At 41.2% G+C, this 21,425-nt stretch carries 15 protein-coding genes; 11 read left to right on the top strand and 4 right to left on the bottom strand.

Going from position 1 to position 21,425, the window contains the following annotated elements:
- Nucleotides 1-131 precede the first annotated feature (131 nt).
- Nucleotides 132-1,436 carry an alpha-L-fucosidase gene (locus ACOYVE_RS01075; RefSeq protein ID WP_041356063.1) on the top strand — a complete coding sequence of 435 codons (1,305 nt, stop codon included), beginning with the start codon at nt 132-134 and terminating at the stop codon, nt 1,434-1,436.
- Nucleotides 1,437-1,438: 2 nt separating this feature from the next.
- Here ACOYVE_RS01075 and ACOYVE_RS01070 read toward each other — a convergent pair whose 3' ends face one another.
- Nucleotides 1,439-4,738, bottom strand: a complete 3,300-nt coding sequence (locus ACOYVE_RS01070) for a sensor histidine kinase (RefSeq protein ID WP_014856766.1) — start codon at nt 4,736-4,738, stop codon at nt 1,439-1,441.
- 163 nt (nt 4,739-4,901) lie between these two features.
- Between ACOYVE_RS01070 and ACOYVE_RS01065 the strand changes: the two genes are divergently transcribed.
- Nucleotides 4,902-5,450: a glutathione peroxidase gene (locus ACOYVE_RS01065; RefSeq protein ID WP_014856767.1), complete on the top strand. Its 549-nt coding sequence runs from the start codon at nt 4,902-4,904 to the stop codon at nt 5,448-5,450.
- On the opposite strand, the gene ACOYVE_RS01060 is transcribed toward ACOYVE_RS01065, so the two are convergent.
- A complete protein-coding gene (locus ACOYVE_RS01060; RefSeq protein ID WP_014856768.1) occupies nt 5,443-5,877 on the bottom strand; it encodes a TerB family tellurite resistance protein in 435 nt (144 codons plus the stop codon). The two genes, ACOYVE_RS01065 and ACOYVE_RS01060, sit on opposite strands and share 8 nt — an antisense overlap.
- A gap of 292 nt (nt 5,878-6,169) precedes the next feature.
- On the opposite strand from ACOYVE_RS01060, the gene ACOYVE_RS01055 reads away from it, so the two are divergent.
- The 9 genes from ACOYVE_RS01055 to ACOYVE_RS01015 all read left to right on the top strand — a co-directional run bounded on the left by ACOYVE_RS01055 (nt 6,170) and on the right by ACOYVE_RS01015 (nt 18,117).
- A complete protein-coding gene (locus ACOYVE_RS01055; protein ID WP_014856769.1) occupies nt 6,170-9,745 on the top strand; it encodes a vitamin B12-dependent ribonucleotide reductase in 3,576 nt (1,191 codons plus the stop codon).
- A gap of 152 nt (nt 9,746-9,897) precedes the next feature.
- A complete protein-coding gene (locus ACOYVE_RS01050) occupies nt 9,898-10,584 on the top strand; it encodes a YggS family pyridoxal phosphate-dependent enzyme (RefSeq protein ID WP_014856770.1) in 687 nt (228 codons plus the stop codon).
- A 1-nt stretch (nt 10,585) separates the two neighbouring features.
- Nucleotides 10,586-11,140, top strand: a complete 555-nt coding sequence (locus ACOYVE_RS01045) for a DivIVA domain-containing protein (RefSeq protein WP_422880557.1) — start codon at nt 10,586-10,588, stop codon at nt 11,138-11,140.
- A complete protein-coding gene (locus tag ACOYVE_RS01040; protein WP_014856772.1) occupies nt 11,137-11,958 on the top strand; it encodes a purine-nucleoside phosphorylase in 822 nt (273 codons plus the stop codon). The genes ACOYVE_RS01045 and ACOYVE_RS01040 overlap by 4 nt, the downstream gene beginning before the upstream one ends.
- On the top strand, nt 11,955-12,569 hold the full coding sequence (locus ACOYVE_RS01035; protein WP_014856773.1) for a hypothetical protein: 615 nt from the start codon (nt 11,955-11,957) through the stop codon (nt 12,567-12,569). Before ACOYVE_RS01040 ends, ACOYVE_RS01035 begins: the two co-directional genes overlap by 4 nt.
- Before the next feature lie 26 nt (nt 12,570-12,595).
- Nucleotides 12,596-15,787 (top strand): isoleucine--tRNA ligase, encoded by a 3,192-nt coding sequence (ileS, locus tag ACOYVE_RS01030; RefSeq protein ID WP_014856774.1) that lies wholly within the window; start codon nt 12,596-12,598, stop codon nt 15,785-15,787.
- 13 nt (nt 15,788-15,800) lie between these two features.
- Nucleotides 15,801-16,490 carry a TraR/DksA family transcriptional regulator gene (locus ACOYVE_RS01025; protein WP_014856775.1) on the top strand — a complete coding sequence of 230 codons (690 nt, stop codon included), beginning with the start codon at nt 15,801-15,803 and terminating at the stop codon, nt 16,488-16,490.
- Nucleotides 16,491-16,505: 15 nt separating this feature from the next.
- Entirely contained in the window at nt 16,506-17,162 is a 657-nt protein-coding gene (gene lspA / locus ACOYVE_RS01020) for a signal peptidase II (RefSeq protein ID WP_014856776.1), read from the top strand.
- Nucleotides 17,131-18,117, top strand: coding sequence for an RluA family pseudouridine synthase (locus tag ACOYVE_RS01015; RefSeq protein WP_422880556.1), 987 nt, complete (start codon nt 17,131-17,133; stop codon nt 18,115-18,117). The genes lspA and ACOYVE_RS01015 overlap by 32 nt, the downstream gene beginning before the upstream one ends.
- A 91-nt stretch (nt 18,118-18,208) precedes the next feature.
- Here ACOYVE_RS01015 and ACOYVE_RS01010 read toward each other — a convergent pair whose 3' ends face one another.
- Both ACOYVE_RS01010 and ACOYVE_RS01005 read right to left on the bottom strand, forming a co-directional pair.
- Nucleotides 18,209-20,173 carry a hybrid sensor histidine kinase/response regulator gene (locus ACOYVE_RS01010; RefSeq protein WP_014856778.1) on the bottom strand — a complete coding sequence of 655 codons (1,965 nt, stop codon included), beginning with the start codon at nt 20,171-20,173 and terminating at the stop codon, nt 18,209-18,211.
- A gap of 14 nt (nt 20,174-20,187) precedes the next feature.
- Nucleotides 20,188-21,390: a sensor histidine kinase gene (locus ACOYVE_RS01005; protein ID WP_422880555.1), complete on the bottom strand. Its 1,203-nt coding sequence runs from the start codon at nt 21,388-21,390 to the stop codon at nt 20,188-20,190.
- Nucleotides 21,391-21,425 lie beyond the last annotated feature (35 nt).

Here is a 21,425-nt window from a genome sequence, read left to right as displayed (position 1 = left end):
AAATAAAAACTTAAAAATATAGTTATTGTTATTAGCTTTTATTAAAATAATAAAGCGTATTGAAGCTTTTGCTAATTAACTTTTTGTGAATATTTTTACGTGTATACAAAATCGAATAAAGGACGGGCGAAATGAAAACGATTAAAATTGTTCTGCTGATCTTAACGATTTTACCCACGGCTGTATTTATGCAAGTTGATTATACGCCTACGCGGGAAAATATGGCAAACCGAAACTGGTTCAGGAATGCTAAGTTCGGACTTTTTGTGCACTGGGGAATATACAGCGTACTCGGAGACGGCGAGTGGGTTATGGAACAACAGAGAATCGATAAACAGACTTACGAAAAAGTAGCGTCGTTTTTTAATCCTACCGAATTCGACCCGAAAGAATGGGTGCGGTTGATCAAAGACGCCGGCATGAAATATATTACAATTACAACGCGGCATCACGACGGATTTTCGATGTTCCACACAAAACAGAGCGATTGGAATATTGTCGATAAAACTCCTTATAAAAAAGATATTATAAAAATGATTGCGGATGAATGTCATAAAGAGGGAATAAAAATATTCTTCTATTATTCGCTGGTCGATTGGTATCACGAAGATTATTATCCGAGAGGCGCAACCGGACATTACAGCGGGAGAAACAATAACGGCGACTGGAATAAATATATCGAATTCATGAAAGCGCAACTGACCGAATTGCTGACAAATTACGGCGAAATTGCCGGCGTCTGGTTCGACGGGCTGTGGGATAAAAAAGACGCCGACTGGAAAATCGGAGAAATTTACGAATTGATTCACAAGCTACAGCCTCAGTGTATGATAGGCAATAATCATCATCATGCCCCGATAGAAGGCGAAGATTTCCAGATGTTCGAAAAAGATTTGCCCGGGCAAAATAAATCCGGTTTCAGTAAAGACGTCCAGGTAAGCAAGCTTCCGCTTGAAACATGCGAGACGATTAACAACTCCTGGGGATTTAATCTACGCGACAAAAATTATAAATCGGTTAAGACAATTGTGAATTATTTGGTGAGAGCCGCCGGCAACGACGCTAATTTTCTTCTAAACGTGGGTCCCATGCCGAACGGCAAAATACAAAAAGAATTTGCAGACACTTTGCGAAGAGTAGGAAAGTGGCTCCAAAAATACGGCGAAACAATTTATGGCGTCGGAAAAGGTCCGATTGAACCTCGCTCATGGGGCGTCAGTACGCAAAAAGGAAATAAGATTTATATTCATATACTCGCTCCGGAAGATGAAATTCTTTTTGTGCCTCTTTTGAAGGGGAATATAAGGAAGATAAATTTATACGAGTCGAACAAGCCGCTCGATTACATCCGAAATGAATTGGGCATTTTAATAAAACTGGACAAAGACGATTTCAATCATACGGATACAATCGTTGTGATAGAAACAAAAGAATAAGATTAATTTTTGTTTCTGAAAACAATAGTGAAAGTTGTGCCGACGCCTTTCTCGCTTTCCACCGAGATGTCGGCATTATTCATTTCACAATATCTTTTCACGAGCGCCAGTCCAAGACCGTTGCCTTCGAACTGTCTGGTGTATCCCCGTTGTTCCTGAGAAAAAGCCGAGAAGAGATAGGGCAAGTATTCTTTTGAGATGCCTATGCCGGTATCGGAAATTTTTAGCGTTACATCCTTATTATCATTGCGGAACGCGGTTATTTCTATTTTCCCACTGAAAGTATATTTGATTGCATTGTCGGTCAGATTAACAATAATTTGCGTTACCGAATATTCATCGGCATATATAGTCAGATCCGGGTCTTTAACGTTCAATATAAAATCGAGATTTTTCTTATTGGCTTTATGTTCGAATTCGAGAGAGAGCTCTTCCAACAAATTAGATAGATTAATATTTTTATATTTGGCTTCGTAACTTCCGGTTTGAAGCTCGGACATGTTGAGTATCAGGTCGATTGTCCTTACGATTCTGTCTCCGGCTTTATCTATCGAATCGAAACTTTCTTTAAGCGTTTCGTCGTTTCCAGTATCTACAGAATCACGTATTAAATCGACGAAATTAAGAATCGTATTTATGGGCGATCGGATTTCATGCGACATTTGCGCCAGAAATTCACTCTTGAGTTTTTCCGAGCTTTCGGCTTTTTCTTTTGCAATCAGTAATTCTTTTTCAATTTCTTTTCGCTCGTTAATTTCTTGAAGCAATTTTTCGTTCAACAGGGTTTTCTCTTTTATCAGGGATTCAAGTTCGTTTTGTCTTTTTCGTACCGAGTTTATCTTGATTCTGTAGCTTGCGACAATTGCAATCAGAAGAAAGAGCGCGCCCGCAAGCCTGAACCACAAGGTCTGATAAAAAGGGGGGTGAATGATAATATTAATACTTACCCCTTCTTCATTCCAGTACCCGAAAGAGTTTGCCGCTTTTACATGAAAAGTGTATTTGCCCGGCGGTATCCTCGAAAATACGGCGTAGTTCCTGTTCCCGATATAATTCCAATCTTTATCCAGACCTTCCATTTTATAAGCGTATGAATTCTTATCGGGCGCAGAAAATTTCATTGCGGCAAATTCAATTGTAAAGACATTCTGTTTGTACGAAAGATTTATTTCCCGCAAAAATGAAATATGTTTCGGTAAAATTATGTCGCCGTCGATTTCGTCTCCTATTTTTACGGGCGAGTTGAACAGCTCGAAATCCGTCAATACGACTTTCGGTGGAATCGTATCGATAACTATTTCTTCAGGATTAAACATAACCATTCCCTTGTTGCCGCCGAAAATAAAATCTCCCGTCGATTTAATCTTCGCGGCAGATCTAACGTAATATTCGTTACTTGGCAGCCCGTTGCTTCTGTCGAAGTTGATAAACGTATTTTTGTACGGATTGAATTTGGAAATTCCTTTGTTAGTGCTTATCCATAGATTGCCTTCGGAGTCTTCCAGAACGCTCTGAATATTATTATCCGGCAAGCCGTCCTTCTTTGTATAACTCTTAAAAGAAATATTCCCGTTAGCGTCCGTAATAATCAAGTTAATACCCTGTACGGTTGCCGCCCAGAGTCTGCCCCGGCTGTCTTCGAACAAACTCAGGACTTTATTATCGCTGATGCTGGTTGAATCATCGGGATTATGTTTGAAATGTCTGAAAGTTTTATTTTTATAGTCGAACAAGTCGAGCCCGCTTTCGTCCGTCCCGACCCATATTCTTCCTTGACTGTCCTGGAAAGCCGTCCAAAGATTATCGCTTGCAATGCTGTTTGTAACTTTAGGATCATGTCTGAAGATAGTCAACCTGTTTTTTCCTTTATCATAAATATTTAAGCCGCCGCTGTATGTGGCAAAAAGAATTTCGCCGGTATTTATCTGAGAAATTGAGAATGCAAGATAGCTGCTTAAAAACGGAGTGGTATAATTAATAAAATTGTTTTTACCGGGATTATATTTCGATACTCCCAAGTCGGTTGATATCCAGATATCGCCTTCTCTGTCCTGATAAATCGTCCTGATTCTGTTATCCATCAAAGAATTGGCGTCGTTGGCATTGTGTACGAATTTAACGTAGCTTTTATGCGACGGATTAAGCCTGTAAACTCCATTGCCGTATGTGCCTATCCATAAATACCCTCTGTTGTCTTCGAGTATCGAGTAAATCATAACGGGATTTCCGCCGGATTTTTCATTTTCCGGCAGGGTCAAAAATCGGAAACGCGATTTTTTGAAATCGAGCTTATTGACGCCTCCGCCGTTAGTCCCAATCCATATTATACCTTCATTATCCTTACAGAGAGAATATACATTGTTGCTGTTGAGACTGTGCGGATTATTATGTTGGTAATGATAATGAGTGAATTTTTTCGACGATTTGTCGAATTTATATAATCCGTTGATGTTTGTGGCAATCCATAAATTATTGTCGTTATCTTCTGTGATAGCTCTGATTGTTTTATCGGCGCTTTGCTCTGTATATGGATTGTTATAACGTATAAAGTTATTCTCGGACTCGGAATATTTATTTAAACCTTCGCTGGTACCGATCCAGAGCCGTCCCGTCTTATCTACGAAAAGCGCATTGACAAAATTACCTTCGAGACTCCGTTCATCGTCGGGAATGTTGAAATAAAATTCCGAGCTGTTGTTTCGCGGATTATATTTTATCAGTCCGTTCCATGTTCCTAACCAGATAAATCCCGAGCTGTCTTCCGCCATCGAGGTAATATATTCCGAGCGTTCGTATTTGTGAAACGGAATGATTTGCGTGTAGTCGATAAAACGATCGGTTTCGAAATCGTATCTGCACAAACCTTCTTCTGTTCCGATCCACAGTCGCTCTTTGGAGTCGTATAACAAAGCCCGTACTCGGTTTGAAATAAGCGAGTTGCTGCTTCTGTCTTCTTTACGGTAGCGTTTAAACTTATCCAGAGAACGACTATAGCGATTGAGTCCTTCGCCCAACGATGCAATCCAAAGGTCTTTGTTCTTGTCTTCAACAATTGCATAAAAGCCCTGTCCCACTATGCTTGTCGAATCGTTCTGGTCTGTCTTATAAACCTTAAAGCCAAAACCGTCGTATCTGTTAAGTCCGTCGAATGTTCCGAACCACAAAAATCCCTCAGAATCCTGAAATATACAAAGTACGGTATTCTGCGAAAGTCCGTCTTCGGAAGTGATATGTTCGAAACGATAATCCTGCGCGGTTATTATTGTCGGAGATAATACGGTCGACAAGAACAATAAAAACAAATAAGTATATTTCTTACAGATCTGAGGTCTAATAGACATGTCCAAAGTTATAAATTGTATACGCAAAAATAGTTATATACTTATTTATTATCGAGGCAGAGCGGTTTTTTTTTAATGAACTGTAATGACGCGAAAAATGTTCATTACTCAAACGGGAGGACTCATGTTCAGTAAAATAATATTTTTATTTTTCGCATTTAGCCTGGCTTTTGCTCAAAAGGGCGGAAGCATTTATGATTTCAAAGTTAAAGACATCGACGGTAAAGAAGTACCGCTCAAAGATTACAAAGGAAAAGTGTTGATGATTGTCAATGTTGCAAGCAAATGCGGATTTACGCCTCAATACGAAGCTCTTCAAAAAATCTACGAAAAATATCAGGATAGAGGTTTTGAAATACTTGCGTTTCCGTGCAACGATTTCAAAGGGCAGGAACCGGGCACAAACGAGGAAATAAAAGAATTCTGCTCTGCCAATTATCATGTTACATTCCGGTTGTTCGATAAAATTCATGTGCTGGGCGATAACAAAGCGCCGCTTTACAATTACCTGATTAACAGCGAAGGGATTGAAAAAGGCGAGGTTAAATGGAATTTCGAAAAATTTATTGTCGATAAGAACGGGAAAGTAGCAGCCAGGTTCCGAAGCCCGGTAAAACCGGACAGCGGGGAGATAACCGACTTAATCGAAAGATTACTCAGCGAAGTCAACTAAGTCCCAAAGCCTCTTTAACTTCCATTTTGGCGGCTATCATGTCTCTGTGGCTAAGTTTCAGATTGTTGGTTATTAATCTTACGAGATGGTCTTCGTAACGGTTCAATACTTTGTCTGCAAAAACCAGACGCCATATTTGTTTTACAAGATCGTATTTTTCTTCGTTATTGAAATACTTGTTTATTACGTCGGTAAATTCGTATATGCTCACGCTTTGCAGTATTGCGTCTTCGGCAATATCGAGAAGTTCGTGAGTCTCTTCGTCATTTAAGTCGAATAAACTTTTTATCGAATTGATTAGGGTTTGTCTTTCCTCATTTGTAAATTTATTATCCGATTTGGCAATTTCCAAAAAGACTGAGGCGGTTGCAAGTTGTAATTTCTTATTAAATTTTTGATTATTTAAAATAGTGTCCAGTTTCGACATCTTATTTACTCCGATATTCATTAGATATAAAAATATTGCCCGGCAATATAAAAAAGATATTCGATAGAATTTTGATTATCTCTTTTTAGAAGAAAAAATTTTTTAGACCGGACTGTGAAAACAGCCGAAAAACGAAGGGGGAATATAAATCAATTGAGTAATTTTTACTTTTTTGATTCAGGCAATTGCTAAAAAAAATTTTTTTAGTTAAGTTGCCATTCCCACGTGAGAGACGAAAAGTTCTTAAAGATTTAATAAACAAGTTTCGTTCACCAATTGATTGGAGAACTAAATGAAGGTCAATCGTATATTTACAGTCGAGGGCAAAGACCCTTTTGAATCGATAGAGTTTGTTAAGAGAACCTCGGAAATTAAAAATCCGGACGGTTCCATTGTCTTCCGGATGGAAGAAGTGACCGTGCCCAAAGAATGGTCGCAGGTAGCTACCGATATATTAGCTCAAAAATATTTCAGAAAAGCCGGAATTCCCAAATTACTTAAGAAAGTTAAAGAAGAAGGAGTCCCCAAGTGGCTTCAGCCTTCGGCTCCCGACCCGAAATTGAGTGAATTGCCTGAAAAAGACAGGTATACATCGGAAACCGACGCGCGTCAGGTATTTCATCGTCTGGCGGGCACATGGACATACTGGGGTTGGAAAGCCAAATATTTTGATACCGAAGAGGATGCAAGGGCATTTTACGACGAACTTGCGTTTATGCTGGCAAAACAGTATGCGGCTCCGAATTCGCCCCAATGGTTCAATACGGGATTGAACTGGGCTTACGGCATCAACGGACCTGCTCAGGGACATTATTATGTCGATTTTCGGACGGGCGAGTTAAAGCAATCCGAAGACGCTTATACGCATCCCCAACCGCACGCTTGTTTCATACAATCGATTAGAGACGACCTCGTAAACGAAGGCGGTATAATGGATTTATGGGTGCGCGAAGCTCGCCTCTTCAAATACGGCTCGGGCACAGGCACAAATTTTTCCGATATCAGAGGCGCAAACGAACCTTTAAGCGGCGGAGGGAAATCCTCCGGTTTGATGTCTTTTCTTAAAATAGGCGACCGCTCGGCGGGAGCTATCAAATCGGGCGGAACTACGCGTCGCGCCGCCAAAATGGTAACGCTCGATATCGATCATCCGGACATTGAAGAATATATCAACTGGAAAGTCGTCGAAGAACAAAAAGTTGCAGCTCTGGTTGCAGGTTCGAAAATATGCAATTTCCATTTGAATAATATAATGAAAGCCTGCTACGAGGAGCATCCCGAAAACGACCGCTTCAATAAAAGAACGAATCAAAAATTAAGAAAAGCGGTTATCGAAGCCCGAAGGGCTAAAGTTCCCGAAAATTATATCGACCGGGTTATCAAATTGGCTAAAATGGGCTTCCGCTCAATCGAATTTCCGGTTTACGACACCGATTGGAATTCTGAAGCATACGCAACCGTTTCCGGACAAAATTCGAATAATTCCGTCAGAGTTTCTAACGAGTTTATGATAGCGGTTTTGAACGACGATGATTGGAATCTTTATTGGCGTACGGAGAAAAAGAACGCCGCCAGAGAAGGCAGAAATCCCGTTGCCTGCAAAACTTTGAAAGCCCGGGATTTATGGGATCAGATTGCATACGCCGCATGGTCGTGCGCCGATCCCGGTTTGCAATTCGACACTACAATCAACGAATGGCATACGTGTCCGCAGAGCGGTAGAATCCGAGCTTCGAATCCGTGCAGCGAATATATGTTCCTTGACGATACGGCTTGTAATCTGGCTTCTTTGAATCTTGTCCGTTTTTACGACGAAAAACAACACAAATTCAACATCGAAGCCTATCGACATGCCGTAAGACTCTGGACAATTGTTCTTGAAATCAGCGTGCTAATGGCTCAATATCCGAGCAAAGAAGTCGCTCAGAACAGCTATGAATTCAGAACGCTCGGACTCGGATATGCTAATCTCGGTTCTTTATTGATGCGACAGGGAATTCCGTACGACAGCAAAGAAGCCACTGCCATTACGGGCGCCTTGACAGCCATAATGCATATGCATGCTTACGCAACATCGGCGGAAATGGCGAAAGAACATGGAACATTCCCGCGTTTTTCCGAAAACAAAGAGCATATGCTGAGAGTAATAAGAAATCACCACCGCGCCGCTTATAACGTGCCGGCAAAAGAATACGAAGGACTTTCGATAATTCCGATGGGAATCGACCCGGAATATTGTCCTTCCGACTTATTGAAAGCCGCCCGTCAGGATGCGGATATGGCTTTGAATATGGGCGAGGAATACGGATTCAGAAACGCTCAGGTTACGGTAATTGCTCCCACCGGAACGATCGGTTTGGTAATGGATTGCGATACCACGGGTATCGAACCCGATTTTGCCTTGGTTAAATTTAAAAAACTTGCCGGCGGCGGCTATTTCAAAATTATAAATCAATCGATTCCTCCGGCTCTCAGAAAACTCGGGTATAACGAAGACCAGATAAAAGAAATTGTAAAATATGCAAAAGGTTCCGGCACGCTGGAAGGATGCCCTTATATCAATCATGAATCCTTGAAAGCCAAAGGCTTTACGGATGAAATTCTGAACAAAATTGAAAATATTCTTCCGACTGTCTTCGAACTCAGTTTTGCATTCAATAAATATACGCTCGGAGAAAAGTTCTTAAAAGAACAACTCGGTTTTACAGACGAACAGATTAACGACATCGAATTCGATTTATTGACGGAACTCGGATTTACGCGCGAAGAAATTTCTGCGGCCAACGATTACGTTTGCGGCACAATGACAATCGAAGGCGCGCCTTTCCTTAAATACGAGCATTATCCCGTTTTCGACTGCGCAAATAAATGCGGCAAAAGGGGAACCCGTTTTATCAAGCCGGAGGCTCACATTAGAATGATGGCTGCGGCTCAGCCGTTCATCTCCGGCGCAATTTCCAAAACTATAAATCTGCCTAATTCGGCTGAAATAGAAGATATTAAAAACGCATACATGATGTCGTGGAAACTCGGATGTAAAGCGAACGCGCTCTACCGCGACGGTTCCAAACTTTCGCAGCCTCTCAATACCATGAGCGAAGAGGAAATCGAGGAAATACTCGAAAAGAAAGAGGAAAACGATATTGTTAAGATTGCGGAAAAAATTATTCACAGATATATTGCCAAAAGAAGGAGACTCCCCGACAGAAGAACGGGTTATACGCAGAAAGTAAAAATTAACGGTCAATCGGTTTATCTTCGTACCGGAGAATACGAAAACGGACAGCTCGGAGAAATCTTTATCGACATGCATAAAGAAGGAGCCGCTTTCCGGAGTCTGTTGAATTGCTTCGCAATTTCAATTTCGCTCGGCTTGCAGCACGGAGTGCCCCTCGAAGAATTTGTCGACGCTTTTGTATTTACGCGTTTCGAACCGAGCGGTATTGTAACGGGTCACCGCAGAATTAAAATGGCTACTTCCGTTATCGATTATATCTTCAGAGAACTTGCGGTCACTTACCTCGGGAGAAACGACCTGGCTCACGTCGACGAGGAGGAAGTCTCGGGCAAACGGAAACAGTCGGCGGCTTCGTGCCGTACTGTGATTGAAACCGATTATATCGACGAAGAAGTCGTAAGCGAACGTATGGTGGAACTCGACAAAGATTCCGATAAAGACAACGGAAAATGGGCGTCCTCTTCAAGCGAAGCCAAAATTAAAATGATTTCTCGCAACGACCCCGTAGCCAAAGCGCGCGAACAGGGATACACCGGAGATATCTGTCCCGAATGCCAGAGTATGACAATGGTGCGCAACGGCACATGTTTGAAATGCACTACTTGCGGTGCGACTACCGGCTGCAGTTGATTTTTTGAATCGAGGGGGCATAAGCCCCCTTTTTTATTCTTAATAAAGGAATTACCGGGATTTTTTATATTTGTCCTGTCCTTTTTAATTTTGTCCATTTTAATTGACTTTTTATCCTAAAAGGGATAGTTTTTCAATCTTAATTTGGAATTATGGTAGCCGATAATATTAAAAATATATTCGATAAAATTGACAAGGCGTGCAGTCGTTGCGGGCGCAGTTCAAACGAAATTAAATTAATCGGCGTATCGAAAACCGTTTCGACCGAAAGGATTATCGAGGCTTATAGAGCCGGATTAAAGGTTTTCGGTGAAAATAAGGCTCAGGAACTGAAAGAAAAAGCGGAAATCCTTTCGGACTACGATGATATCGAATGGCATTTTATCGGTCATCTCCAGACGAATAAAGTTAAGTACGTTATTGATAAAGCGGAATATATACACTCGGTCGATTCGTTGAAACTTGCTGAAGAAATCGAAAAAAGAGCGAAGAAAATTTCGAAAGTGCAAAATGTGCTTCTTGAAATCAAAACTTCCGACGAGGTTTCGAAATTCGGATTGACAGATATCGACGAAATTTATCGAGTGGCGGAATTTTGCAAAAACTCCGCCAACTTAAAACTCATTGGATTGATGACTATTGCTCCTTTTGTCGACGATGAAAATGTTGTCAGAAATGCGTTTATAAATTTGAGAAATTTAAAAGAAAAGTTGATAAGCGAAGGTTTTGAAATGACGGAATTATCGATGGGGATGACGGGTGATTTTGAGATTGCAATCGAAGAAGGCGCAACAATGATACGAATTGGAACCGCAATTTTCGGCGCAAGGAGTAACTGAGATGAAGTTTACTCCGTATGGCATAAAGAATCAGGAATTCAATAAATCCGTAAGAGGATACGACCGCGACGAAGTCAAAGCATTTTTGGAACGTCTGGCCGATGAATTCGAAAGAATATCGAATGAAAACGATAGATTGCAAAAAGAACTCGAGTTGAAAGAGGAACAATTGGCAGAGTACAAAAAACTCGAGAAAAATTTGCAATCGGCGCTCCTTAGCGCCACGGAAACCACTTCGAAAGCGGTCGATTCGACTAAAAAACAAACCGCTTTAATGATAAAAGAAGCGGAAATTAAAGCGGCTCAAATTATCGAAAAAGCCAAAGAAAGCGCCGACGCCCTAAGAGAAGCCGTTATAAAATTGAGAGAAGAAAAAAAATTATTGATTGCAAAATTAAAAGCGATGGTGGATACTCAATCCAATCTGATGGAAATTATTACGGATAAAAATAAAACAACGCCGGATGTTTTAATAAAAAAACAAACAGCAAGCGAATCGACCAAAGAAGAACAATCGGAGATTAATGTGGACGATATTTTGGAGAAATTATTATGAGCAAACTGATCGATAATATCAACGAAACTTTGAGCGTCATCAGAAAATATACCGACAAGAATTACGAAGTCGGAATTATTCTGGGAACAGGACTGGGAGGATTGGTTAAAGAGATTGAGGTGGAACATACGATTGACTACGGAGAATTGCCTCATTTTCCGCTTTCCACAGTCGAATCGCACCAGGGTAAATTGATTTTAGGAAAAATAGGCGACAAAAACGTCGTCGCAATGCAGGGCAGATTTCATTACTACGAGGGATATTCCATGAAGCAAATCACATATCCCGTCCGCGTAATGAAATTTATGGGCGTTAAGTATTTAATGGTATCAAACGCATGCGGAGGCATGAATCCGCTCTTTAGAAGAGGGGATATCATGTTGATTGTCGATCATATCAATCTGCTGGGTGACAATCCGCTGATCGGTCCGAATGAAGACGAATTGGGTCCGAGATTCCCCGACATGAGCGAACCTTACAGCCGGGATTTGATTAAACTGGCTGAAGAAGCGGCATTGAAAAATAAAATACGCGTTCAAAAAGGCGTTTATGTGGCTGTGCCCGGACCGAATCTCGAGACAAGAGCCGAATACAGATTCTTGCGCACTATCGGAGCGGACGTCGTCGGCATGTCGACCGTTCCGGAAAATATTGTGGCGAACCACATGGGAATGAAAGTGCTGGGTATCAGTATAATTACCGACGAATGTTTTCCGGATGCGCTGAAGCCTGTATCTTTGGAAGAAATTCTCGAAGCCGCAAACGAAGCGGAACCGAAAATGACTTTGATAATGAAAGAAGTGATCGAAGCTTTATGACCGAAAGGAAAAATATCTATTATGCAACGCCGGGACTGTTGGCGGTAATCATTTTTGCTTCCGATTTCCTGAGCACCGAAATATTCAAGTCGGGTTATCAGGATTTTTCCGTCTGGTTCCTCCTTTCCCTTTTTGCATTTGTTTGCGGATGGCTTATTAATAAAACGCTCGGTTACAATCACGGAGGCAAAGTGATTTTTGCCGTGATAATTTCGGTTTCGTTTATAAGCGTTGTAATGATAACTATGTTCAGGGAATATTTCGGATTGAACGACCTGCTTGTGGAGAACATGATACTCTATTTATTGAGAAACGTAATGCTCGGATCGATGGCGTTGTTCGGAATGGTAACGTGCGAACTTTTAATATTGCAGCGCGATAAAGTAAACGCCTCGAAAAGCAGGGACGAAATCAGAAATTTACTGGAGTCGGCTAAAAGGGAAGCGAACATTATTATCGACGAAGCAAAAATAGGCGCCGATAAAATAATTTACGAAGCTCAGAAAACAGCCGACGAAATTATTAATAGGAAAAATCAGCTCGAAATGCAGCTGAAAGAATTAATCGCTGCGGAAAAAGAATTAATAAAAAAATACGAATCGGAAGAATAGTTACTCATAAATATAGAGATATAAAGATGTTCAAACAATTTGACGAAAAAATCAATTATCCCAAAATCGAAGAAGAAATTCTGAAGTTCTGGCAGAAGAACAAAATATTCGAAAAGAGTATCGAAACTAGAGACGCTAATTCTCATTTTACATTTTACGAAGGACCTCCTACGGTGAACGGGAAACCCGGCATACATCACGTTATGGCTCGAACTCTGAAAGATCTCGTATGCCGTTATAAAACGATGAAAGGTTTTCGCATACAACGCAAAGCCGGCTGGGATACGCACGGTCTTCCCATCGAAATTGCTCTCGAAAAAGAACTCGGATTTACTCAAAAATCGGATATCGAAAAATACGGCGTGGGTAAATTCAATAAAAAAGCAAAAGAACTCGTTTACCATCACATAGAGATGAAAGAAGGATGGCGTACGCTTACCGAAAGAATGGGCTACTGGATTAATCTCGACGATCCGTATATTACTTGTACGAACGAGTATATCGAATCTGTTTGGTGGGCGTTATCCGAATACTTCAAAAAAGGATTGATTTATAAAGGCTTTAAGATCGTTCCTCAATGTCCGCACTGCGAAACGCCATTGTCGTCGCATGAACTTGCTCTCGGCTATAAAGAAGTGCGCGATCCGAATGTGTACGTCAAGTTCAAAATGAAAGACGAAGACGCGTCGGTTCTGGTATGGACTACGACTCCCTGGACGTTAATTTCTAACGTGGCTCTTGCGGTCGGCGAGGATATCGATTATGTAAAGATAAAAACCGAAAATCACGGCGCACTCTATCTGGCAAAAGCCCGACTTTCCGTTATTAAGGAAGATTACGAAGTATTGGAAGAACTGAAAGGGAAAGACCTGCTCGGTAGGGAATATGCGCCGTTGTTCGATTATATAAAAGTTAATAAACGGGCATGGTATATCGTATCCGGCGATTTTGTAAGCACCGAAGACGGTTCGGGAGTGGTGCACATTGCTCCGGCATTCGGCGCCGACGACTACGAAGTTTCTATGAAGTACGATCTGCCTTTCATACAGCCTGTTACAAAAAACGGACGCTTTACCGAAGAGGTTACTGATTTTGCGGGCAGACTGATCAAGTCAATCAAATTCGAAACACACGAAGAAAAAGGAGTCGATCCGGATATAATTCGAAATCTTAAAGAAAGAGGATTGGTCTACAGAGCTACTACCGATTACCTGCACTCCTACCCGCATTGCTGGCGATGCGACAATCCTTTAATCTATTATGCAAGAGACAGCTGGTATATCAGAACCACTCAGGTGGCTCAAAGAATGATCGAACTCAATAAAACCATTAACTGGCATCCGCCGGAAGTCGGCGCAGGCAGGTTCGGCAACTGGCTCGAGGAAAACAAGGATTGGTCGCTCTCGAGAGACAGATATTGGGGAACTCCGCTTCCTATATGGGTAAACGAAGACGGGGATATGTTTGCAGTCGGATCGATCGCGGAATTGAAAGAAGGCTTTGTGATAAGGGACGGAAAGAAGATTGCCGTGAAAGATTTACCCGAGGAAGAAATCGATTTGCATAAACCGTTTGTGGACGAAATTAAATTCGAAAAAGACGGTAAAATTTATTCACGAACGCCGGAACTGATCGACGTGTGGTTCGACAGCGGCGCCATGCCTTTCGCGCAATTCCATTATCCGTTCGAGAATAAAGAATTATTCGAAAAAAATTACCCGGCGGATTTTATTTGCGAGGGAATCGACCAGACGCGCGGCTGGTTCTATACCTTGCATGCAATCGGCGCTATGCTTTTTGACAGCATTACTTTTAAGAATGTTATCGTAAACGAACTGGTGCTCGACAAAAACGGACTTAAAATGTCGAAGTCGAGAGGAAACACAGTCGATCCGTTCGCCTTATTCGAAAAGTACGGGGCGGATTCGACCCGCTGGTATTTGGTTACTACAAGTCCGCCTTGGAAACCGACATTGTTCGACGAAGACGGAATTGTGGAAGTGCAAAGAAAATTTTTCGGCACGCTCGTTAACACATATTCGTTTTTTGCGCTTTATGCAAACATCGACAAATTCACTTATAAAGAAGATACGATTCCTTACGAAGAACGCCCGGAAATCGACAGATGGATTATTTCCAAATTGAATGCGCTTGTGGAAGAATACGAAAAATATATGGAAGACTACGATGTAACGAAAGCCGCACGCGCCGTATCGAATTTTACAATCGATCAATTGTCCAACTGGTATGTGCGCAGAAACAGGCGCCGGTTCTGGAAATCCGAAATAAATAAGAATAAATTATCGGCTTATCAAACTCTCTACGAATGTCTGCTTACAATTTCGAAATTGACCGCTCCTTTTGCCCCTTTCATTGCCGAAGAAATTTACCTTAATCTTAATTCGGCTACAAAGCGGGAAGAATACGAGTCGGTGCACCTGGCATACTATCCGAAACCGGGCTACAGGGATAAAGAACTGGAAACCAAAATGGACGTGGCTCAGAGAGTGGTTTATCTGGCGCGTTCAATAAGAGCTAAAAATAATCTGAAAGTGCGTCAGCCGTTGCAAAAGATGATGGTCTATGTCGATAAAGACTTACGCGACGCGCTTGCAAAAATGAAAGAAGTTGTTTTGGAAGAAGTGAATATAAAGGAAATGGTAATTCTTGAAGACGACGCAGATATAGTAAATAAGAACGCTAAACCGAATTTCAAAACCATCGGTCCCAAATTCGGCAAACTCGTAAAAAAACTGGCAGAAAAGATAAAAGAACTGGATAAAGATTCGATTGCGCGTATTGAGAAAGGAGAGTTGGTTGAAATTGATGTCGATGGCGAAACCGTTTCGGTCGGCAGGGAAGACGTAGAAATTGTCAGCAGCGAAATTGAAGGCTGGCTCGTTGAATCCGAAGAAGGCGTTACCGTTGCAATCGACACCGAACTGACCGAGGAACTTATTGCCGAAGGATATGTAAGAGAATTCGTCAATAGAGTACAGAATATGAGAAAAGACCTCGATTTCGAAGTAACCGACAGAATTAATCTCTATGTAAACGGAGACGAAAAATTAATTAAATATTTGAACGATTTCAGCGATTATATAACAAATGAAGTTCTTGCGAATACGATAATGTTTAATTCTGAAGGAGGCACTGTTCAGGAATGGGAACTGGGGGATTATAAGTGCAAGATCGGTATTGAAAAAGCATTAAACTAGTAACGGAGGAAACATGGCAAAGAAACAGACACAAAAAAAGAGCGCTGCTGATTCCAAAAAATCCGCTGCAAAGAGCGCGAAATCGAAAAAATCTGCTTCGGCTGTATCGAAAAAGAAAACTACAGGCAAAAAGGCTGTAACCAAATCTTCGAAAAAAGCAGCCGTTTCTAAGAAATCGACTTCCAAAGTTGCCGAAACAAAGTCGAAAAAAGCCCCGAAAAAAACGGAGAAGAAAAAAGTGGCGTCTGAAAATAAAGTAGAAGTAATGTCCCCAACCAAAAAAATGAAGAAAATTCAGGGATATTCCAAGGCGGAACTCGAAGAATTCAAACAAATTATAATTGAAAAAAGAAATGAAATAATCGAGCAGCTGCAGGCGCTCAAAGAACAAATGATGGACCCTACAACGGGACAGTATGTTAACGAAAATTCGCCTTATTCTCTTCATATGGCCGAACAAGGCACCGATGCAATGGAAAGAGAGAAACTCTATCTGTGGGCTCAACGTGAAAATAAATTTTTGGGATACCTCGACGAAGCTTTGCAAAGAATCGAAAACGGAACATACGGCATCTGCATCGAATGCATCGACGAGCCCCAGAATCTCTGTCCCACATGCCCCTTGATTCCAAAAGAAAGACTGAAAGCCGTGCCGCATACGCAGCATTGTTTGCAGGTTAAACAAAAAATGCAGTCCAAATAATCGACGGGATGTTAAGTGAAAGCGCTTTATGTAACACTATCGGTAATAATAGTCGACCAGATAACCAAGTTGATCGTTAAGGGAATATCGATACCTTTTTTGAATATTCATCTGGAAGGCATGTCGTACGGCGAAAGCATCAACGTTATAGGCGACTTTTTTAAGATTACATTTGTTGAAAATCCGGGTTTAGCCTTCGGTATCGACGTCAACGACAGCGCAAAATTAGCGCTTTCAATATTTTCATTAATTGCCAGCATTGGCATTTTCTATTACTTATATAAATCGAAACATCAAAAACTTGTCGTAAGGGTGGCGCTTGCCTTGATACTCGGCGGCGCAATCGGGAATATGATAGACCGCACTTTCTACGGCGTTATTTACGGATATGCGCCGATTTTTTACGGCAGAGTAGTCGACTTTTTCAACGTCGATTTCTTTGACTTCACAATATTGGGAAGGACTTACGACCGATGGCCAATTTTTAATATAGCCGACGCCTCCGTTACCGTCGGCGTAATTTTGTTGGTTATCTTTCACAGCAATGTAAAAGAAGATCTCCCGGAAAAAGAAACGGCTGTTCCGGAAGACAAGGCTAAAGAATATGATGAATTATCGACAATAAATTTGTCTGTGGCTGATGTCCAGGATAGTAACGGAAAAGAAAATTAGAATTGAAATACCCCCGGGCAAAAAAAAGGAAAGGATCGACGTTTTTCTTTCAAATGCAATCGAACATTCCACCCGCTCCAAAGTTCAGAAATTAATTAAGGCAGGGCTTGTACTCGTAAACGGCGAGAGTGTAAAATCGAATTATTTGGTTAATCCCGGAGATACGATCGACGTAACCATTCCGATTCCTCCACGCCCGGAAGAAACCATACCCGAAGAAATTCCGCTCGATATAGTCTATGAAGACGAGTATTTATTAATCGTTAACAAGCCGCCCGGAATGGTTACTCATCCGGCGTTCGGTAATTACAGCGGAACTCTTGTAAACGCTCTTTTGGGTTATACCAATAAATTAAGTCAGCTCAACGACAACGTAAGACCGGGAATAGTCCATAGGCTGGATAAGAATACCAGCGGATTGCTGTTGATTGCAAAAGACGAATGGACTCACGCGCAGCTGGCAAAACAATTTTCCGCTCATACAATCGAAAGGGAATATTGGGCTGTTTGCTGGGGATTATTTAAAGAAAAAAAGGGCGAAGTTATAGGAAATATTGCGCGTTCGACAAAAGACAGAAAAATATTTGCAGTAAGCGAAAACCAGGGCAAATATGCGCATACGTTTTATGAAGTGATCGACGAATATGAATTTGCGTCGCTCGTTAAATTGAGATTGAAAACAGGCAGAACTCACCAGATAAGGGTGCACATGTCACATATTCATCATCCGGTTTTCGGCGATCCCACTTACGGCGGAAGAAAAATTGTTTACGGCGCCGAACTACCGAAAATGAAAAGCAGGGTCGAAAATTTATTAAAAATTATGGAACGTCAGGCTCTTCACGCCAAAACGCTCGGTTTTATCCACCCGAATACCAAAGAGAAAGTGTTTTTTGACTCGGAGCCTCCGGAAGATTTTCGTCAGTTGTTGGCAAAACTTAAAAATACGCCCTAAACTTTTTTTTATTTTTTACGATAATAGATTGCCCTAAGGAACCATACAAACCAATCTTTTTAAGGACCACATTTATTGTGGTCCCCTCCTTTTAAATCTGTTTTTTAATCACCGTATGGATAATTTCCAGGAGGTCTTCTTGTTCGTACGGTTTGGCTATGTAGTAATCGAATCCTTCTTTCAGGAGCTTCTTCTCGTCCCGCAGGAGGGCATACCCTGTAATCGCAATTAGAGGAAGATAGTTATAGCCGGGATTTTTTCTTACTTCCCTTGCAAAATCGATTCCCGAAGGACCGCTTCCGAGATTTATATCTACGAGGATGGCTGTGTAATTTCCGTGTTTTAATTTTTCAACGGCTTCGTAATAATCGAAAGCCGTGTCGACTTCGCAAACATCCTTGAGATAGAGACTTACAAGTTCCGCATTGAGTATATTATCTTCTATACTGAGAATTCTGGGTTTGTTTTCTCCGGTGTGAATTATTTCATCTTTGTTCGGGACTCGTGATTCCTTTTCTGTTGGTTTTTGCTCTTTGCCGTTGAATGTTCCGGGCAGTGTTATAGTAAAAGTGGAGCCTTTGCCCAGTTCGCTTTCAACGCTGATGTCGCCGTTCATCAAATTTGCCATCTTTTTGGCTACAGCGAGTCCGAGTCCGCTGCCTTCGAAATTTCTTCTGATGCCTTCGCTAATCTGGCGGAATTCTCTGAAGATTTTTTCCTGGTCGTTTTTGGCTATGCCGATTCCGGTGTCGATTACTCTTATTACAGCCAGCGTTTGATTATTAGGGCCGTTCTTTGTGTCGACTTCAATTGTCACACCGCCTTTTTGAGTAAATTTAATCGCATTATCGACAATATGCATTAAAATTTGTTTGAACAGATTCTCGTCGGCAACTGCGTTAATATTATTGTCGAGTACTTTTATATCGAAGGAAAGCGATTTCTCCGATGCCGTTTTATTATAGTTTGTAAGGAAATATTTTGTGTACGAGCCAAGATTGAATTCGGTTATGTTGATCGGTATAGCGCCTGATTCGATTTCCGATAGATTGAGTATCGAATTGAGCGTAATGAGCAACCGCTTGCCGGATTTCAAAATCTTATCGACCATTTCGACCTGCTCGATATTATTGAGGTCGTCTCTCAGCAGACTGGCAAATCCGATGATTCCGGTCAGCGGAGTTCTTAATTCGTGACTCATATTTGAAAGGAGAGTGGATTTGAGGCGATTAGCTTCTTCGGAACTGTCGAGAGCTCTCTTGAGTTCGAATTCCATCTCTTTCTTTTCTGTTATGTCTTCCTTGATGGCGAGGAAATTCGTTATTTCGCCGTCTTCGTTACGGATGGGGGAGATGGTAACGGATTCCCAATAGAACTCGCCGTTTTTCTTTTTGTTTTTGAATTCGCCGCGCCATTCTCTGCCCGCCAAAATGTTTTCCCACAGGTCTTTGTAGACGTGGTCGGCGGTATAGCCCGACTTTAACAAACTCGTTTTTTTACCGTAGACCTCTTCGAAAAAATAACCCGTTACTTCGGTGAATTTGGGATTCGTATATTCGATTCTTCCGTCGAGGTCGGTTATTATTATAATCGAAGAACTCTGGTCGACAATCCGGGTAAGTTTATTAATTTGCTCGGAAATCTTTTTCTTCTCGGTAATGTCTCTTATGAATATTATATCAAAAACTTTATCTTCGGAAGGAATGGCTTTGTAATTAATTTCAATGTCGAATTCTGTATAGTCTTTTTTAATACCTCGGGCGTGATAATTTTTTAGCTCGCCGGAAGAATTTCGGCATCCGTCGATTTTTTCTTTGAAACGATCGACGCATTTATCCAGAAGAAATTCTGAAAACGGTTTGTTAATAAGCTGGTCTTTGTCGTTATAGCCGAATGTATGAGCGAAAATTTTATTGTGATAAACTATCGAATAGTCGTTTAAGATTACAATTGCATCGAATGAGTTTTCGAATGCGTTGAATAATAGGGAATCGATATTTCCGGTCGACTTCATACTGCTGAATAATTCCAATATTTTTGACAGATTATTATTCATCTGTTTTGTCCCCTTTATTCCGCTTTGGGCAGTGAAACATAGAATGTGGTTCCTTTATCGGGTTCGCTTTCGAACCAGATTTTGCCGTTGTTTAGTTCCACCATTTCTTTACATAACAACAATCCTAATCCCGAGCCGGGTTCGTTTTCGGTGCCGAGCATATTTACCTGCTCGCCCAATTTGAACAGTCTATCCTGCGTCTCTTTATCCATTCCAATGCCCTGGTCGCTTACAGACACTTCTATGCTTCCATTCGTTCGTCTGCCGTTGATAATGATCGCGCCTCCTCGCCTTGAGAATTTGATGGCGTTAGATAACAGATTTCGGAAAACCGTCTGAACCATATTCTCGTCTGCATACGCAATGAGGCTTTCGCTCAAATAATTTATTACAGTCAGATTCTTATTATTGAGCGCGTGTTTGTTCAGTTCGATGATGTTGCTGTATACTTCCGTCAAATTAACTTTGACCGGATTGACCTTTACCTGTCCGAGTAAAAGTCGCGACCAGTTGAGAAGTTCGTCGACCAGATTATAAAGATTTTTAACCGATGATTTTGCATAGCCCAGATAACGTCTCAGTTCTTCGGGATTCAATTCGTCGAATGTCTCGGAAATAATATCGAATATACCGAGCAAACCTTGAAACGGGCTTTTTAAATCGTGTGCAATCAGGGATATAAATTTATCTTTTGCGTTTAGTTCTTCTCTTAATTCTCTGTTTTCTACTTTCAATTTTTGGATGTTTTCTTCTTCGGCGACATCTTTTGTAGTTCCGGATTGCTCAACTTCGACAACGGGTAAATTCCCGGTGAGAGTCAAACCGCCTCTGACTTTTTCGGATATATCGAGAAAAGCCCAGAGTCTAGTCTCCTGCGACAATCCCCGAATGGGATACGTAACCATTTTGATGTATCTGTTGCCCTTTACCGGTAATACCGCGCTGAAATTACGGGTGAAGTCTAATTTGAGTTTTTCGACAGGTTCTATATTGATTAAGTCGCTTAATAAGTTTTCTTTTATGTACTCGAATAATCTGTCCGTTTGAGAAGTAACATCGGAATCGAATCCGATATTCAGCAGATTATAAAGAGAGCTGTTTGTGTGGATTATATTGCCGCTTTTGTCCGATACAAAATATCCCACGTCGAAACTGTTAAGCAGAGTAAATAATGCTTGAAGATGGCTGTTGTCGATATTTTTTGAATTAAGTGCCATTAGAGATATTCTAATATAAAAAAGTTATCTGATTT

It is taken from the genome of Melioribacter sp. (assembly GCF_049325435.1).
Classification (GTDB): Bacteria; Bacteroidota; Ignavibacteria; order Ignavibacteriales; family Melioribacteraceae; genus Melioribacter; species Melioribacter roseus.
This window is presented reverse-complemented; position numbering and strand designations above follow the sequence as displayed.

What these genes read in the sequence shown, in the direction of transcription:
- ACOYVE_RS01075 (WP_041356063.1), top strand. Translation starts at nt 132, where the DNA reads ATGAAAACGATTAAAATTGTTCTGCTGATCTTAACGATTTTACCCACG.
- ACOYVE_RS01065 (WP_014856767.1), top strand. Translation starts at nt 4,902, where the DNA reads ATGTTCAGTAAAATAATATTTTTATTTTTCGCATTTAGCCTGGCTTTT.
- ACOYVE_RS01060 (WP_014856768.1), bottom strand. Translation starts at nt 5,877, where the DNA reads ATGTCGAAACTGGACACTATTTTAAATAATCAAAAATTTAATAAGAAA.
- ACOYVE_RS01055 (WP_014856769.1), top strand. Translation starts at nt 6,170, where the DNA reads ATGAAGGTCAATCGTATATTTACAGTCGAGGGCAAAGACCCTTTTGAA.
- ACOYVE_RS01050 (WP_014856770.1), top strand. Translation starts at nt 9,898, where the DNA reads ATGGTAGCCGATAATATTAAAAATATATTCGATAAAATTGACAAGGCG.
- ACOYVE_RS01045 (WP_422880557.1), top strand. Translation starts at nt 10,586, where the DNA reads ATGAAGTTTACTCCGTATGGCATAAAGAATCAGGAATTCAATAAATCC.
- ACOYVE_RS01040 (WP_014856772.1), top strand. Translation starts at nt 11,137, where the DNA reads ATGAGCAAACTGATCGATAATATCAACGAAACTTTGAGCGTCATCAGA.
- ACOYVE_RS01035 (WP_014856773.1), top strand. Translation starts at nt 11,955, where the DNA reads ATGACCGAAAGGAAAAATATCTATTATGCAACGCCGGGACTGTTGGCG.
- ileS (WP_014856774.1), top strand. Translation starts at nt 12,596, where the DNA reads ATGTTCAAACAATTTGACGAAAAAATCAATTATCCCAAAATCGAAGAA.
- ACOYVE_RS01025 (WP_014856775.1), top strand. Translation starts at nt 15,801, where the DNA reads ATGGCAAAGAAACAGACACAAAAAAAGAGCGCTGCTGATTCCAAAAAA.
- ACOYVE_RS01015 (WP_422880556.1), top strand. Translation starts at nt 17,131, where the DNA reads ATGTCCAGGATAGTAACGGAAAAGAAAATTAGAATTGAAATACCCCCG.
- ACOYVE_RS01010 (WP_014856778.1), bottom strand. Translation starts at nt 20,173, where the DNA reads ATGAATAATAATCTGTCAAAAATATTGGAATTATTCAGCAGTATGAAG.
- ACOYVE_RS01005 (WP_422880555.1), bottom strand. Translation starts at nt 21,390, where the DNA reads ATGGCACTTAATTCAAAAAATATCGACAACAGCCATCTTCAAGCATTA.